We start from the raw sequence: 15,068 nt of genomic DNA, 5'->3' as shown, positions 1-15,068 counted from the left end.
AACATTAGAGTTTCCAACAAGTGATCATGCCCAAACGTACATGAACGTTCTGCCTCTATGTACGTTTTGTCTTTTCAAATTTACCTTTAAAATCATAAGGAACTTACTATTCATTGAAGGAATGATCATCATTGAAATCGATTGATCTCACAATTTTATCATTAAAGAGAAAAGGAATCCGGACCGAAAAGGTATTAAAAAATCAGAACCCTGATCGATTAAGCCATATGACAGACAAAAATGCGCAACCAAAAAGCAAGGAAAAAGAGGAATGAACATGTATTGGTTTCTAGGTGCTTTATTATATTTTCTGATCGGTACTTGTGTATTCATTGGAGTCATTAGAGACAGCCAATCAGGCTCATGGATACTGCTTGCATTAGCAGCCCCACTCATCATTGCTGGCTACCCTTATTTTTATTCAAAGAAGCTTCTTTCCAAAAGACGCTGAAACAGCTGTCATTCAAACCGCACATTGGTAAAATGATCAATACCGGGATACAATCTAGGTATTCTATGGAAAGGAGTCTTGCTTTATGAGTCAAAGAGTGTCCTACTATGAGATTGCACCTGAAGGTATGAAAATCATGATGGATATGGAGAAATACACGAAACAATCCTCAATTAACCGAAATACGAGAGAACTAATCAAAATCAGAGTCTCTCAAATGAACGGCTGTGCCTTCTGCATAGATATGCATACGTCCGATGCCCGCAAAATGGGAGAAACTGAACAGCGAATTTACTGTTTACATGCTTGGAATGAATGTGATTTTTACTCACCTGAAGAGAAAGCGGCTCTCGAACTATCTGAACACATCACGCTCATTCCATCTAAAAGGGTTCCTGATGAGCTATATCATCGGGTGCGGGAACATTATGATGAAAAACAATATGTTGACCTTGTTCTCATCACTAATCAAATAAACAGTTGGAACCGCATCTCTATTGCAATGGGGAATCGAGCTGCTTCAAAATAAGAAGAAGGAGTAAGATTAGAACAAATCTTACTCCTCCTGGATATCGTGCCTTCGCTTCAAAATCCTAAATTTTCACGTTTAGGTGCTTTTCAAAAGCGATTTTCCCGCTTTGTGTAATCCTAATCGCTCTCGTTTTAGGCATACGAACGATCCATTCTTCTTCTAACATGCGCACCAATAGGGCGTTTCCTAATGCTCCTGCAATATGATGCTGCCGTTCACTCCAATCCAAACAGCAGCGGGCAAAGGCTCTCCTCTTATTCCGTTGTTGCTCTTCATTGATGCCTAACTTCGAAAAGAATAAAGCACCTTCTGAAGTCACCTCAAAGTTTAAATCAACTTTTTTTAACATCCCCTGCTCAACTAGTGAATGTGCCATTTGCACGCCCACATAACCTGCCAAATGATCATAACAGGTACGGGCGAAATGCAAGTCCTTTTTCTCTTTTGACTCTTTTAAAGATTTGACTTTTGCTTTAGGCGCAATATGAAGCAATTGTTCGATCACATTTGCAGCATCTGAGTCAGACAATCTGTAATACCGATGTCTCCCATGCTTCTCTACGCTAATCAGCTTTGCTTCAAGCAATTTATTCAGGTGAAAACTTGCGGTTTGAGGTTTAATGTTAGCGAGATATGCAAGCTCTCCCGCAGGGTGTATCCTTCCATCCATCAGACTGAGAAGAATGGAAGAACGCGAGGGATCTGATAGCAGCGAAGAGATTTTTGCAATATTAGGATTCATGATTTTCCTCCTTACATTCATATTTCGATGATAGTTGAAATGTTAATCCTTTACAATATAAATGTAAGCGTGACAAGGAGGAAAAAACATTGGACATCAAAAAACGAGACACTCGTCGATTTAAAGAAATCAAACCCAAGATCATGTATTATGGTACCTCGACATTTCTTCTAACCACATTGAATGAGGATGGAACCACTAATATTAGTCCTATGTCTTCTTCTTGGGCTCTTGGACATTATATAATCCTTGGAGTAGGACTGGGAGGAAAAGCCATCGACAATTTGGAAAGACACAAAGAGTGTGTCATAAACTTGCCTGGCCCGGAATTATGGGAAAACGTTGAAAGAATTTCATCTTATAGCGGAAAAAAAAGCATACCGCCTTTAAAGAAGCAGCTCGGATTTACATATAAAAAAGAAAAATACGAGGCAGCAGGGTTAACGCCTTTACAATCAAAAACAGTATCACCAACACGAATCAAAGAATGCCCTATCCAAATAGAAGCCGAAGTGAAACACATTCGGCTTCCAGAATATGAATCGTCATTCGCAATTGTAGAGACGCAGGCACTACTTTTTCATGCCGAGGAAAGTATCATTCTGGACGAAAACCATATCAACCCTTCCAAATGGAGCCCTCTTATCTATAATTTCAGACATTACTTTGGTTTAGGAAGAGAAGTCGGAAAGACTTTTCGTTCAGAGACATGATCATTTTAAGACCGAACCATGATTTGGTCTATTCTAGTAACCCTTGTTATTATCAGATCAAGCGATCATTAGGCTTGATCTCTTTTTTAGTGAAACATCCATTTAAGGATATAAAAGTTACTTACTTGCCAATTCTTTTATCATCAAACCCAACTCATAAATCCCCTTTTGAAGGTCTTCAAGAGATGCATAAGCATATGATAAGCGAATATAATTCCCTTTTTCCTGAGCATAGATACTGCCGAGATTGATCAGAATCCCTTTTGATAAGGCTTTAGTATAAAGTAATTTCATTGATATGGAAGGCAATATTTTTATCCAGACAAAAAATCCTCCTTTTGGGATATTCCATGTCGCCACATCTTTCAAATGAGTTTCTAAAGCACTCAAGGCCAATTCTCTTCTCACCTTTAATTGCTGCCTAACCTTTTCTACATGCTGCTGGTAGTGGCCGGAAGTAAACCACTCTGCCGCTACTCTTTGGGATAGCGAACTGGATCCATAATCTGTTTGCATTTTAATGTCAGATAAACGTTCAATCACCGGTTCCGGTCCGACGATCCATCCAATCCTCAAGCCTGGGCTTAATGTTTTCGATAAACTTCCTATGTACAGTACGTGTCCATTTTTATCAATTGTTTTAATAGGATATGGCGGAATTTCATCGATCCATAACTCACGATAAATGTCATCTTCAATAATAGGAAGCTGTGTATTCTCACTTACTGCCAGGATTTCTTCACGCCGCTTTTTAGACATAAGAATACCAGTCGGATTGTGAAAACATGGATTTGTATATAAGATAGCCCTTCCCCGCTCTCCTCTTGTTAAATGAACATTTTCAGGCAAAAGTCCTTCATTATCCATAGGAAGTCCAGTCAGCTTCATACCAGCTGATTGAAATACGTGTAATGAATAAAGGTAGGAGGGCTGATCAAGATAAACGGTTGATCCTCTTTGTAACAGCCCCATTGATATCAGCTGCAAGGCTTGCAACGCTCCTGAGACAATCAGAATGGAAGAAGATGAGACGTTGATTCCAATGGTTTTTAAATAGTTGCTTAATGCCTCCCTCAAAGGTAAGTAACCTTTTGGTTCTTCATATCCGAATGCCTCCATGTGTTGAGATACCTTCCCCATCATCTCTTTCATAACAGCCAAAGGAAAAATCTCAGCTGAAAGTTCACCTTTACTGAGCTGTATAAGGTCTGTATTTGATTCTGATTGATTTATCTCTTGAACGATTTTTCGGCTTGGCATCTGAATGCCAGAGGTGACATATTGATCCCAATCGGGAGCAGAATTCTTAGCCATCAGTGTCCATGTGTTGTTGATAACAACTGTGCCTTTCCCCATTGTGCCTTCTATTAGCCCATCGGCCATCAATTCCTCTAACGCTGTAATCACTGTGCTCCGATTTACCTGAAAATCTTTTGCAAGCGTGCGCTGGCTTGGAATCTTGCTTCCAATCGGCCACTCTCCATTTCCTATTTTCTCTTTAATAAAATGAACGATTTGTCTGTACTTAGGGAGCTTTTTCATCTTTTTTTCTTCTGGAAAGCTCATAGAATCGGTCTCCTTAAAATAAATTGGTTGGGTCAAAATCTATTGAACTGGTTGAAGCCATATCATCAAATCTTTATTAGTATAGAAACACATTAAATAACTGGTTGGTTTTTGTAAAGAGGAGTGAGAGGAATGCGAAAGAAAACAGTTCAAATAATTATATCTCATAGTCTCATGATTGGTTTATGGGCATCTGCTTTTCCGGGAATTCGCGCAGGACTTGAAGGGTACACGCCAGAACACCTTGCTTTATTTCGTTTGTTAATCGGCTCTATGGCATTATTGCTTTTTGCTGTTTTGACTCAGATGCACCTACCCGACTTGAAAGACATTCCTGCCATTTTTCTTTTAGGGTTTTTAGGATTTGCACTCTATCACATTTTGCTGAACATCGGTGAAAAAACAGTTAGTGCCGGAGTTGCAAGCTTACTCGTTACTACGGCACCGATCTTCTCAGCCATGCTATCCCGCCTGTTTTATAAAGAGCATTTTGGATTTACGAAATGGCTTGGCTCTATGATCAGTTTATTGGGTGTATTATTGATTGCATTTGGGGCGGGAGACTTTACATATTCAATGAGCGGTATCTTGGTCATCCTGCTGGCAGCATTTTCGGAGAGTATTTATTTCGTTTTTCAAGCCCGCTATATAAAAAAATATGGTTTTATTCCATTCGTTACATTCACCATTTGGGGCGGAACAATACCTATGCTTGTGTTTCTGCCAGGCTTAGGCGAAGAGATGATGAACGCTTCAATAAGCGCAACTTTGTCTATCGTTTACTTAGGATTATTGCCGACGGTTATTCCTTACTTCGCACTTGCATATGTCACTTCACTCGTCGGTGCTTCAGAAGCAACCCTTTCACTTTATGTTACACCGGCTTTAGCCTTGATCATATCTTGGCTCTGGATCGGCGAGATACCCACACTGCTCTCTCTGCTAGGCGGAGTGGTTACAGTTGGCGGGGTATGTTTTACCTACCTAAAAGTAAATAAAATGAATAAGATTTTCATCACCCATTTTTCTGCTAAAAGGGTAAAAAAACTCTAAAACAAAAAAGATACCAACATCGGTTGGTATCTCCTTTTAAGGTTCTTTCATTAAGGTTAGCCAGAGTAGTAAATAGTGTATTCCGTTACCGTCTTAAACCCTAGTTTAGCTGCTAATGCAATGGACGAATTGTTGCAAATATCACAATCCCAGCTAGGAACAATCCCATTTTCCATACAAAACGCTATAAACCTATTTGCTACGCAATAAGCTAACCCCAGTCCTCTATATTCTTCAAGTGTATAGATATCCATTTCCGCTCGATTATGCCCTAAAAATATAGAGGTACACTCACTTACTACGTGATTGCCATGTAATACGGCAAATCCAAAACCTTTTGAAGCAAACTGTGAGACAGAATTCCAATACTCCTCATAATACGCGCTGTTAAACGCTGTGCTATGTGAAATGATGTCTTCGTCAATTCTTTTCAATACAAGCCCCTTTGGCAGTTGCAAAGTCTTTTTGAAAGATTTTGGTTGATAAGAAAATGCAGCTCTTCTCATTTGGTTTAAGTCATCTTTCAGTATGGGTTTCAGTACGCTATCCCATGTATCACTGGAAGAAAACAAGGTAAATCGTTTTGATGATTTCACTTGTTCTTCATAATATCCTGCAATGAAATCATGAAAATCCCGATTCCCTTGGTCTCCCGCAATAAAATAAATGCCTGATTCAGTTCCTATAAAAAACGATTTAGGAAAGGTTTGATCATCTGCATAAACAGCTCCCGGAATGGTTTGGTCTAATATTGAATAGACAAATGTGGGACAATATTTGTCATCAAACATTGTTTTTAAGCTACTGTATTTTTCTTTTGTTAATTCCTGCAAAACAGACAACTCCTTTAAAACACCGTCTCCTTCATGATTCTGTTCACAAATCAATTTTCCTCTGTCACCAGCTAAATAACTTCCCTGTTACGAATCTCAGACAAATAAAAACAAAAACAGGTGTCTGCACTCAGCTCGCAGACACCTGTTGAACAACACATTGCATTATATAACCCAAGGAAACGCTGAATATATCGATTCTTTATTCCCCAGTTACAGCAAACTGTTTTAAACGGTCACCAATTTCATCACGGACCCTTTGGAAACACTTCTTCTGTTCCGTGTGCTTTTGCCGGATCATCAAATTTATCCGATGTTTGATTTGAAATATCAATCCCTGCTTCTTTCATAGCTTTGACAGCTTTCAGATGTCATCCATGACATTCGATTTCAGCGCTATACTCATTCCACTTGTCCCCAAGATATTTTCTCCCCCACCCTTCAGCCATTTGGCTGCGGCAAGAGTTACCAGTGCATTGTTTTCCTTGATATAGTGACCTTGTCCTTTTAGAAACAAGAATGGATTATCAGCAGCCAAATATACAGGCCGACAAGTGTGATCAATAAAGTGGGTATCGTGAGGATAATTCCTGTTTTAAAATACGTGCCCCAGGAAATCTTCATACCTTTGTGCGAAAGAACATGAAGCCATAATAATGTCGCCAAGGAACCAATCGGTGTTATTTTAGGTCCTAAATCTGAACCGATCACATTTGCATAAATAAGCGCTTCTCTCATCATCCCATGTGTATCTGTACCGGCAATCGCCAATGCGTCAATCATAACAGTCGGCAAGTTATTCATAATGGAAGAAAGAATCGCCGCAATAAAGCCCATTCCAATTGTCCCAGCAAACAATCCTTGATCAGCTGCGGCTTGAATCACATCTGAAAGGACATCCGTTAATCCGGCATTTCGGACACCATACACAACAACGTACATGCCAATTGAAAAGAATACGATAGCCCATGGCGCCTCTTTCACCACTTTCTTTGTATGGACGGCCGGACTCTTTTGCGCAGCGATTAAGAAAATGATTGCAATGCTGCCCGCTACCACTGATACAGGGATAGAAAAAAATTCACTTACAAAATATCCAATTAACAGCAGCCCTAAGATATACCATGACAGTCTGAACATGTTTTGATCTTTAATTGCTTCAACAGGTTTTTTAACCTCAGTCAGATCATAGCGTTTTGGTATGCTTTTTCTAAAGAAAAGGAAAAGTACAATGATGCTCGCCAGCAGCGAAAACAGGTACGGGACAACCATTCTGGATGCATAATCAATAAACGTAATATGAAAATAGTCCGCTGAAACAATGTTGACCAAATTGCTCACTACTAAAGGAAGCGAAGTGGTATCCGCAATAAATCCGCTGGCAATGATAAAAGGAAAAACTAATTTTTCATTAAAATGTAATGCTCTGACCATCGCTAATACGATTGGTGTCAATATAAGAGCTGCACCGTCATTTGCAAATAACGCGGCGACAATAGCTCCTAATAGAGATACATAAACGAACATCCGCACACCGTATCCTTTTGCAGCCTTAGCCATATGAAGCGCTGCCCATTCAAAGAAACCGATATTATCAAGAATTAACGATATCAGTATGATGGCCACAAAAGCCAATGTCGCATTCCAAACAATCCCTGTCACAGTTAACACATCATGAAAATTGACAACACCTGCTATTAGAGCTAAAACTGCGCCTCCACAGGCTGACCACCCTATAGATAAATTTTTCGGCTGCCATATGACCAATACTAGAGTTAATAAAAAGATGAATACTGCCAAAATCATTGATGTCAATCTAATGCCTCCTTACTGGCAACACGCTTGAGTTTTCTTTTGTTTGATATGGTTTAACAATTCATCCTCCTGATCAATTTGATGTAAGATCAATTGCAATGTATCAAACTCAGGACAGGAACCATTTATTGAATAATAACGCCATTGGCCTCTTCTGTCCTCATTCACAAAACCTGCGTTTTTTAATTTCCGCAAATGCTGGCTTATGGCGGGCTGGCTCATTTCGAACATATCAACCAATTGACAGACACAATATTCTTTTTCAAGAAATAATCTCATCATGATAAGCCTAGTTTGATCACTAAGTGTTTTCAAACAACGACTCATCGCCGCAACATCAATCGTCATATGAGCTCCTCCTTCCCAAATCAATATATAAGCAAATCGTTATATACACGCCAAATGATTATACATTCCCCTTTACGTTTCCATATGTAGCGCTCCGTATATCTTAAGGATCAAAACTTTGAAACGAAAACCTGAGTCGCTCCCCGCGTTTCCTTAGCGCCCCCGTCATTATATAAACTTTTATTTATATAAACAATCCCTTATATTCGGAACATCAGATATTCCGGTATAAATATTAGACTATTTCAGTTATGGGAGTAGTCATAGAGCCCAAGATGAAAATAGACAGATCCTCTGGATATTAAAAAACAGGTCTCTTTAGAGGCCTGTTTACATTGCAAGTATTTTTTCGATTGCCATGACATCTACATAATGGCCATCGATTTTCCCCTGTTCTTTAAATACTCCAACTTTGCGATATTCCATTGAAGTATAGAACCCTTGTTCCAATCGATGAAAAGGAAATGTAATAATATAATGTATTCACGATTGAATGACTTCTTTTTCGACATCCGATAAGAGAACTTTTCCCTCGATGATTCCGCTCAGCAACAAAAATCTTATCTTTCACTGTGCGATTAGAGAGAACCAATTTGTCATATAAACCGCAGCTTTTGCAGTTCTTATCAGCTACATACTCTCTGTAGCAGAGGTAGCTTGAACTCCCTTAAACGCGTTCATCACCAAATCATGCACATAGGAATCATTCACCTCATCCCCTGTTATAAGCAGACGATAGAAAATTGGTCCGTAAATGAGATCTATGCTTACTTCAATATCAAGATTCTCTCTCAATTCACCTTTCTGAATTCCCTTTTCTAGAAGGCCTTTCGCTTGGAGGCGGCGAGGCTGGAAAAATCGCGTGCGATATTCTTCTGCCAATTTTTCATCCAACTGCCCTGCCCCTATTAATTCCTTAATAACGGTTCCTTCCCGGCTTGTCAAAAACCTAGCTAAATTCGTGGCGTGGGTTACTATATCTTGTACTGACGACCCTGTATCAGGCACAGGCAGCCTGTCCGTCGCTGTCGAAAGAAAGCTGTCCATGATAACGGCAGCTTTGTTAGACCACCATTTATAAATCGTTGCTTTACTCACTTTCGCACGCTCGGCAATTTTATCGACTGTCACCGCATCGAAGCCTTTTTCCAGCAATAGGCCATAGGCTGCAGAGAGAATCGCCTTATGCGTTCCTTCATCACGCGGCCGCCCTCGTTTACTCTGCACATGAATCATTCCTTCCCGCAATATAAACTATACGTTCAGTATACTTAATCTGAATAAAAAAAGAAAACAGAAACCCATTTACAAAACTGAACGTTTAGTATATTATTTTCCTTAATCAACGAAACTGAACGTTCAGTTTATAAAATCACTTGTGTTGAGAAGTCATGATTACACTCAAAAAACCACTTAAAAAGGAGTTCATTCTTATGGCTAATGGAAACAAACAAGCAGGTCAGAGGATCTCACCCAGTTTAACCCTTCTTCTCGCAACAGCATGCGGTATCATTGTTGCTAATCTTTACTATGCACAACCCTTGGTCGGATTAATTAGTAAGGCAATTGGACTTTCTCCAGGCAGTGCTGGATTGATCGTCACACTCACCCAAATCGGATACGTTGCCGGCTTACTATTCCTTGTCCCTTTAGGAGATATTATCGAAAACAAAAAACTTGTCGTTGCATCGCTCCTTCTAAGCGCAGCGGCTTTGACACTAACAGCATTTGTGAAGCATGGAACACTGTTTTTAGCAGCTGCGTTTTTCGTCGGATTGGGGTCAATCGCAGCCCAAGTGCTTGTTCCATTTGCATCATACCTTGCATCAGACGCTGCACGCGGCCGGGTTGTTGGCAATGTCATGAGCGGCTTATTACTCGGTATTATGCTTTCCCGTCCGATATCCAGTCTAGTCGCTGATATCTGGGGGTGGAATGCAATATTCGCTTTGTCCGCCGTGGTAAGTGTTATCCTGGCCATCGTATTATCAAAAGTGCTTCCTGCCAGAAAACCAACAGCAAATACAAACTATACTGCCTTACTCGGTTCAATGTGGAAACTGCTGCGCACGACTCCAGTCTTACGCCGCCGTGCCATCTATCATGCGTTTGTATTTGGAGCTTTCAGCTTGTTCTGGACTACCGTTCCTTTATTATTGTCGGGTCCTGATTTTCATTTTTCTCAGAAGGCAATAGCACTCTACGCATTGGTGGGCATTGCGGGTGCAGTCGCTGCACCAATAGGCGGCCGGCTGGCTGATCGAGGCTTAACCAGGCTTGCCACTGGAATCGCTCTCGTTGTTGTCGTTGTCTCTTTATTAATGCCGCTCATGATTCAGAGCAGCTCCCCCGTCGGTATAACAGTTCTAGTGGCCGCAGCTATTCTGTTAGATATGGGTGTATCTGCAAACCTTGTGCTCAGTCAACGTGCTATTTTTTCGTTGGCGCCTGAAATTCGCAGTCGATTAAACGGATTATTCATGGCGATCTTCTTTCTAGGCGGTGCGATAGGGTCATCAATTGGAGGATGGGCATATGCCTCAGGCGGATGGAGTACAGCATTATGGATTGGAATCGCTTTTCCGTTCATCGCTTTGCTTTATTTCGCCACAGAGAAATAATCTTTCACCAAAATGGCTTATTTTTGGCAGAAAAAATACCAAGGGTTTTGACACCCTTGGTATTTCTATAATTCAGACCTTTACGGTTACACCCTCAAGCCCTCAAAAAGTGTTTTTGATTATATTTATCGGCGGCATGTCAGTTAAGGTCATTCTTTTTTCTAATGATGATTGAGATTTCTAAAATTGCTGCCCTTCACTTCAGCTACGTCATATACGGTGACAAAGGCGGATTTATCAATATCATTAATAATTTCCTTTAGTTTGGTTTCTTCTAAACGGTTGATGACACATGTGATTTCTTTAAATTTCTCGTGGGAAAAACCCCCGTAAGCTTCTTTATATGTGGCGCTTCGGCCTAATTGATCACGTATTGTCTCTACCATTAATTCAGGTTGGGTTGTAATAATTTGAAAGGTTTTAGAGCCGCTTAAGCCTTCCTCCACAACATGAATCACTTTGGATGCAATGTAGTAAGCAATGACTGAAAGCAATGCCCCTTGTAAGCCAAATACTGTGGAAACAAAAATAAACACGAAAAGGTTTAAGAATAGAATGAGATCGCTCGTTCCGAATGGCAGTTTTCGGGATAGCAGCACAGCAAGCATGTCAATTCCATCTAATGCGCCGCCATTACGCAGCGCCAGCCCCATTCCGAATCCAAGGATAATCCCGCCGACAACGGTAATTAACAGGGTATCTCCTTCTATGATGGCGGGTGTGTGGTGGAAAAAGCTTGTCCCCGCGGCAAGCGATACGATTCCGATAATTGATAATAATGCAAAGCTTTTCCCTATTTGCTTATATCCTAACCAGACAAATGGAATGTTGATCACTGCAATCAAAATCCCCAGCGGCAAGTTGAATAGCTGTGAACCAACGATGCTAAGACCCGTCACCCCTCCATCAGATACACTGTTTGGAATGAGCACTGTTTCTAGTCCATACGCCGCTATGATTCCTCCAATGATAACCATGATGATTTGGAAAATCATTTTCGCTTTAAATTTCTTATGTTTTTTGGTTGTATTCATACCATTCCTCATTTCTCAAATATTTCGTTATATTTAAATATACCATAATAGATATTTTCAGCTAAAAACATGCGTTTTTTTAAATAAAGTAATTAACAGTAAGGTAACCCTCTTTGACTTAGAACATTCATGTACCGTGCCGCCTGTTGAGCAAGCGTTCCTTTCAGTTCAGATCGCGAATCGCCCTCAAACTTCAACACCGAAAATCCTGAATTATTCTGATATGATACCTTAAAAAGGAGGTTCGATTACATGGATAGCCTGTGCCGCAGTAAACAAGCCCCATTTGAATACACCTTGTCTCTTATAGGGGGCAAATGGAAAATGAGAATACTCTATGAGTTAGGGTGTGAAAAAACGATGAGATACGGCGAGCTGAAAAGGGCTATGCCCTTCATCACCCATAAAATGTTAAGCGCACAGCTTAAGGAATTGCAAACTGACGGCCTTATTCATCGGTCTGAGGTTTCTCAAACCCCACTGAAAGTAGAGTATTCGTTATCTGACAGAGGGCGATCTTTGTACCCCCTCATAGATGAAATGTGTAAGTGGGGAATGGCACAAGGAATGCCTCATATGTAAAACTACTTACAAAAAAGTGCGTACTTGTTTCCCATTGAGAGGAATTTTATACTGAATGAAAATGCTTCGTGTGGAGGAAAAAATGACAAAACAAGTCTATATCATTCATGGCTACGGAGCCTCCTCAACAAATCATTGGTTCCCTTGGCTGAAAAAACGCCTGCTCGCAGATGGGGTCAAAGCAGACATTTTAAACATGCCTAATCCGCTCCAGCCAAGACTTGAGGATTGGCTGGATACACTCTCTTTATATCAGCACACTTTACATGAAAATACGTATTTGGTTGCGCACAGCTTAGGTTGCCCCGCCATTTTGAGATTTTTGGAACATCTTCAATTACGAAAACAGCTTGGCGGAATCATACTTGTTTCCGGCTTTGCCAAATCATTGCCCACTTTAAAGATGTTAGATGAATTTACACAGGGATCGTTTGATCATCAAACAATCATTGAGTCCGCGAAGCACCGTGCTGTCATTGCTTCTAAGGACGACCAAATTGTGCCTTTTTCATTCAGCAAGGATCTGGCACAACAAATTGATGCTGCGTTATATGAAGTTCAGCACGGAGGTCATTTTCTAGAAGATGAGGGATTTACTTCTTTGCCTATTGTTTATGATGTTTTAACCTCTTATTTTTCAAAGGAAACTCGCTAACATCTTTCACCCATCTGCTTCAATCGAGCCCGCGAAAAGCGGGCTTTCTGAGTTATCGTTTCATCAATACGGATAACTCACCTTCAAACACTTTTACTTCTTTTTGATTATAAGTAGATAGCAATACTGTGAGTATTCCCAATTCATTTCTCTTTGGCTGCTTATCAAGAACCTCAACAATTGTAAACAATTCATCATCCGGATATACGGGTTTTATGAATGTCATATGATTCATCTCTGTTCCGGCTATAATATCGTCTCCATAGAGACCTTCTTCAATCCAAAGTTTAAAAGATATGGCCAGTGTTTGTATGCCGGAAGCGATAATCCCATTAAATCTGCCTTTACTCGCTTTTTCTTCATCTACATGCATATACTGAGGGTCAAATTCACCCGCAAACCGCATAATATCATCTTTTGATACTTTTAATGATTTCGTTTTGAAGACCTGGCCAATTGTAAACTCATCTAACTTCATTCTTACACCTCTATTTTTTCAATTGTCTATTTTGTTTATTTTAGCACTGTGAGGAGCAAATAAAAAATTCTGTTTTTCGCTAAACAGACATATCGTGGACTGGACTGCTGGCACTCATCATATACTTAAAAAATATTGAACAGCTCTCAACACTTAGTCGTCACTTGGCCTTTTTGCTAAACTGAAAGCTCCCTCATATCTTCCAGGCAGCCTTCAGTTTTTTTATGCCTTCTCTTATGTTGGATTCAGAAACCCCTGCAAACCCGAGCGAAACCGTTTTTGCAGGAGGATGATGTTGATAAGAAAGAGAAACAGGATAAATTTTTACTCCATGTTTTTTCGCCTTCTCAATTAACTCTTTTTCACCAAATGGCAAATAAACGTCAAGTAAGATACGAAGCCCAGAGTTTTCTCCGCGGATTCTGACATGCTCTCCTAATTCCCTTTGCACTGCCTCTAATACAATGGCTCTTTTTTTGCGGTAAAGTTTTCTCATTCTGTTGATGTGTTTTTGCCACTCTCCATTTTTTATAAATTCAGCTAGGGTTAGCTGACTGTGGCAGGACACTGTCTGCTTATATAAGGACGTGATTTCATGCCCCTTTTTTAAAAGAGGTGAAGGAAGAATCATATAGCTGATACGCAGCGAGGGCAAAAGAGACTTAGAAAAAGTGCCCATATAAATGACACGGTTATGCTGATCAAGCCCTTGAAGAGAAGGAACCGGCTGTCCTGTGTACCTAAATTCCCCGTCATAATCATCCTCTATGATAAAGGATTGATGTTCGGCCGCCCATTTGAGCAGCTGAATTCTTCTGTTTATTGTCATTATGGTTCCCAGCGTAAATTGATGGGAAGGTGTGACATATACAAGGTTTGGCTGCTGTTCTTTGACCTTCTGTATACAGATTCCTTCATCATCGACTGGTATAGGAACAATATTCATGCGGTTGGCTTCAAAAATCTTGCGTGCTCTTGGATAACCAGGATCCTCATACCCTATAGAAATATTCGGCTCAAAAACTTGGCACAAGATTTGCAGCAGAATAGGGTTCCCGGCACCTATAATCACTTGTTCAGGGCCGCAATGAACACCCCGAGATTGATACAGGTACTCTGCAATGAGTGTTCTCAGCTCAAACTCTCCTAAAACATGTCCCGGCCGATAAAGCTCGTGTCCATATTGGTCTAAGCTATTGACCATGCTTTTTCGCCATGCGGAAAAAGGGAAGTAAGAAGAATCTACATTTCCATAATGAAAATCAATCCATTGTTTATTTTCTTCTGCTTCTTGTTGAATGGGTGTTGTGCTTGGCATTCTATCATAAGCAAAATCAGAATCATGATAATCAGCAAACCACCCGCTTCTTGGCTTGCTCACAATATAACCTTCAGCAGCGAGCTGTTCATAGGCACGTTCTACAGTCGTTTGGCTGATGGAAAGCTGATTCGCCAAGAGTCTTTTTGAAGGAAGCTTCATTCCTTTTTGAATACGGCCCCGATGCATATTTTCTTTAAAATACCGATAAAGCTGCTGATAAAGCGGAATATCCAGAGTTCTATTCAAAAAAGGCGTGATATCCATTTGCGCGTTGCTCTCCTAACTGGTATGCATTTTTTTATGAAAACTGGCTGTTTATAAAAG

General features: G+C 40.3%; 17 protein-coding genes and 1 pseudogene. 8 read left to right on the top strand and 10 right to left on the bottom strand.

The genetic code is table 11. From position 1 onward, the window contains the following. Window positions 1–131: 131 nt before the first annotated feature. The 3 genes from MKY50_RS03050 (at window position 132) to MKY50_RS03040 (ending at window position 980) form a co-directional block, all read left to right on the top strand. Window positions 132–275, top strand: a complete 144-nt coding sequence (locus MKY50_RS03050) for a hypothetical protein (RefSeq protein WP_003243880.1) — start codon at window positions 132–134, stop codon at window positions 273–275. Beyond that, on the top strand, window positions 272–451 hold the full coding sequence (locus MKY50_RS03045; RefSeq protein WP_106074101.1) for a hypothetical protein: 180 nt from the start codon (window positions 272–274) through the stop codon (window positions 449–451). Before MKY50_RS03050 ends, MKY50_RS03045 begins: the two co-directional genes overlap by 4 nt. A gap of 85 nt (window positions 452–536) precedes the next feature. Next, the gene (locus MKY50_RS03040) at window positions 537–980 is read left to right on the top strand and encodes a carboxymuconolactone decarboxylase family protein (RefSeq protein ID WP_128422112.1); all 444 of its coding nucleotides are present in this window, start codon (window positions 537–539) and stop codon (window positions 978–980) included. A gap of 64 nt (window positions 981–1,044) precedes the next feature. Here the strand turns inward: MKY50_RS03040 and MKY50_RS03035 are convergent, their stop codons facing one another. Next, window positions 1,045–1,725 (bottom strand): ArsR/SmtB family transcription factor, encoded by a 681-nt coding sequence (locus tag MKY50_RS03035; RefSeq protein WP_014478969.1) that lies wholly within the window; start codon window positions 1,723–1,725, stop codon window positions 1,045–1,047. Between the two features lie 89 nt (window positions 1,726–1,814). Here MKY50_RS03035 and MKY50_RS03030 point away from each other — a divergent pair, with 89 nt between their 5' ends. Beyond that, entirely contained in the window at window positions 1,815–2,438 is a 624-nt protein-coding gene (locus MKY50_RS03030; protein ID WP_029317354.1) for a flavin reductase family protein, read from the top strand. Window positions 2,439–2,555: 117 nt separating this feature from the next. On the opposite strand, the gene MKY50_RS03025 is transcribed toward MKY50_RS03030, so the two are convergent. Beyond that, window positions 2,556–4,004, bottom strand: a complete 1,449-nt coding sequence (locus MKY50_RS03025) for an aminotransferase-like domain-containing protein (protein WP_128422547.1) — start codon at window positions 4,002–4,004, stop codon at window positions 2,556–2,558. A 132-nt stretch (window positions 4,005–4,136) separates the two neighbouring features. Here MKY50_RS03025 and MKY50_RS03020 point away from each other — a divergent pair, with 132 nt between their 5' ends. Then, the gene (locus tag MKY50_RS03020; protein WP_341116136.1) at window positions 4,137–5,057 is read left to right on the top strand and encodes a DMT family transporter; all 921 of its coding nucleotides are present in this window, start codon (window positions 4,137–4,139) and stop codon (window positions 5,055–5,057) included. Window positions 5,058–5,113: 56 nt separating this feature from the next. Here the strand turns inward: MKY50_RS03020 and MKY50_RS03015 are convergent, their stop codons facing one another. From MKY50_RS03015 to MKY50_RS02995, 5 genes and pseudogenes are all read right to left on the bottom strand, one after another. After that, window positions 5,114–5,899 (bottom strand): GNAT family N-acetyltransferase, encoded by a 786-nt coding sequence (locus tag MKY50_RS03015; RefSeq protein ID WP_076458474.1) that lies wholly within the window; start codon window positions 5,897–5,899, stop codon window positions 5,114–5,116. Between the two features lie 193 nt (window positions 5,900–6,092). Continuing rightward, a pseudogene (locus tag MKY50_RS03010) lies at window positions 6,093–6,339 on the bottom strand (hypothetical protein). A gap of 58 nt (window positions 6,340–6,397) precedes the next feature. Then, window positions 6,398–7,705 carry an arsenic transporter gene (locus MKY50_RS03005; protein ID WP_341116135.1) on the bottom strand — a complete coding sequence of 436 codons (1,308 nt, stop codon included), beginning with the start codon at window positions 7,703–7,705 and terminating at the stop codon, window positions 6,398–6,400. A gap of 12 nt (window positions 7,706–7,717) precedes the next feature. Then, window positions 7,718–8,053 (bottom strand): metal-responsive transcriptional regulator AseR, encoded by a 336-nt coding sequence (gene aseR / locus MKY50_RS03000; protein WP_015252729.1) that lies wholly within the window; start codon window positions 8,051–8,053, stop codon window positions 7,718–7,720. A 630-nt stretch (window positions 8,054–8,683) separates the two neighbouring features. After that, window positions 8,684–9,280 carry a TetR/AcrR family transcriptional regulator gene (locus tag MKY50_RS02995; RefSeq protein WP_020425115.1) on the bottom strand — a complete coding sequence of 199 codons (597 nt, stop codon included), beginning with the start codon at window positions 9,278–9,280 and terminating at the stop codon, window positions 8,684–8,686. Window positions 9,281–9,486: 206 nt separating this feature from the next. Here MKY50_RS02995 and MKY50_RS02990 point away from each other — a divergent pair, with 206 nt between their 5' ends. After that, the gene (locus MKY50_RS02990) at window positions 9,487–10,674 is read left to right on the top strand and encodes an MFS transporter (RefSeq protein ID WP_251233434.1); all 1,188 of its coding nucleotides are present in this window, start codon (window positions 9,487–9,489) and stop codon (window positions 10,672–10,674) included. Between the two features lie 161 nt (window positions 10,675–10,835). On the opposite strand, the gene MKY50_RS02985 is transcribed toward MKY50_RS02990, so the two are convergent. Continuing rightward, complete coding sequence (locus tag MKY50_RS02985; protein ID WP_021481667.1) at window positions 10,836–11,708, bottom strand: YitT family protein; 873 nt, start codon at window positions 11,706–11,708, stop codon at window positions 10,836–10,838. Window positions 11,709–11,960: 252 nt separating this feature from the next. Here MKY50_RS02985 and MKY50_RS02980 point away from each other — a divergent pair, with 252 nt between their 5' ends. Continuing rightward, window positions 11,961–12,290 carry a winged helix-turn-helix transcriptional regulator gene (locus tag MKY50_RS02980; protein WP_024572356.1) on the top strand — a complete coding sequence of 110 codons (330 nt, stop codon included), beginning with the start codon at window positions 11,961–11,963 and terminating at the stop codon, window positions 12,288–12,290. Between the two features lie 82 nt (window positions 12,291–12,372). Further along, window positions 12,373–12,945: an alpha/beta hydrolase gene (locus tag MKY50_RS02975; RefSeq protein WP_031315637.1), complete on the top strand. Its 573-nt coding sequence runs from the start codon at window positions 12,373–12,375 to the stop codon at window positions 12,943–12,945. 52 nt (window positions 12,946–12,997) lie between these two features. Here MKY50_RS02975 and MKY50_RS02970 read toward each other — a convergent pair whose 3' ends face one another. Beyond that, window positions 12,998–13,423: a MaoC family dehydratase gene (locus tag MKY50_RS02970; protein WP_024572354.1), complete on the bottom strand. Its 426-nt coding sequence runs from the start codon at window positions 13,421–13,423 to the stop codon at window positions 12,998–13,000. 193 nt (window positions 13,424–13,616) lie between these two features. Beyond that, window positions 13,617–15,008, bottom strand: coding sequence for a MocR-like pyridoxine biosynthesis transcription factor PdxR (gene pdxR / locus MKY50_RS02965; protein WP_341116134.1), 1,392 nt, complete (start codon window positions 15,006–15,008; stop codon window positions 13,617–13,619). Between the last annotated feature and the right edge of the window lie 60 nt (window positions 15,009–15,068).

The sequence above is a fragment of the Bacillus sp. FSL R7-0685 genome (assembly GCF_038002425.1).
GTDB lineage: Bacteria > Bacillota > Bacilli > Bacillales > Bacillaceae > Bacillus > Bacillus subtilis.
The sequence above is the reverse complement of the archived record's forward strand: the minus strand, read 5'-3'. Positions and strand labels throughout refer to the sequence as shown.

Coding starts and splice junctions, on each gene's coding strand:
- aseR (WP_015252729.1), bottom strand. CDS start 8,053: ATGACGATTGATGTTGCGGCGATGAGTCGTTGTTTGAAAACACTTAGT.
- MKY50_RS03035 (WP_014478969.1), bottom strand. CDS start 1,725: ATGAATCCTAATATTGCAAAAATCTCTTCGCTGCTATCAGATCCCTCG.
- MKY50_RS02990 (WP_251233434.1), top strand. CDS start 9,487: ATGGCTAATGGAAACAAACAAGCAGGTCAGAGGATCTCACCCAGTTTA.
- MKY50_RS02985 (WP_021481667.1), bottom strand. CDS start 11,708: ATGAATACAACCAAAAAACATAAGAAATTTAAAGCGAAAATGATTTTC.
- MKY50_RS03045 (WP_106074101.1), top strand. CDS start 272: ATGAACATGTATTGGTTTCTAGGTGCTTTATTATATTTTCTGATCGGT.
- MKY50_RS03020 (WP_341116136.1), top strand. CDS start 4,137: ATGCGAAAGAAAACAGTTCAAATAATTATATCTCATAGTCTCATGATT.
- MKY50_RS02970 (WP_024572354.1), bottom strand. CDS start 13,423: ATGAAGTTAGATGAGTTTACAATTGGCCAGGTCTTCAAAACGAAATCA.
- MKY50_RS02980 (WP_024572356.1), top strand. CDS start 11,961: ATGGATAGCCTGTGCCGCAGTAAACAAGCCCCATTTGAATACACCTTG.
- MKY50_RS03040 (WP_128422112.1), top strand. CDS start 537: ATGAGTCAAAGAGTGTCCTACTATGAGATTGCACCTGAAGGTATGAAA.
- pdxR (WP_341116134.1), bottom strand. CDS start 15,008: ATGGATATCACGCCTTTTTTGAATAGAACTCTGGATATTCCGCTTTAT.
- MKY50_RS03025 (WP_128422547.1), bottom strand. CDS start 4,004: ATGAGCTTTCCAGAAGAAAAAAAGATGAAAAAGCTCCCTAAGTACAGA.
- MKY50_RS02975 (WP_031315637.1), top strand. CDS start 12,373: ATGACAAAACAAGTCTATATCATTCATGGCTACGGAGCCTCCTCAACA.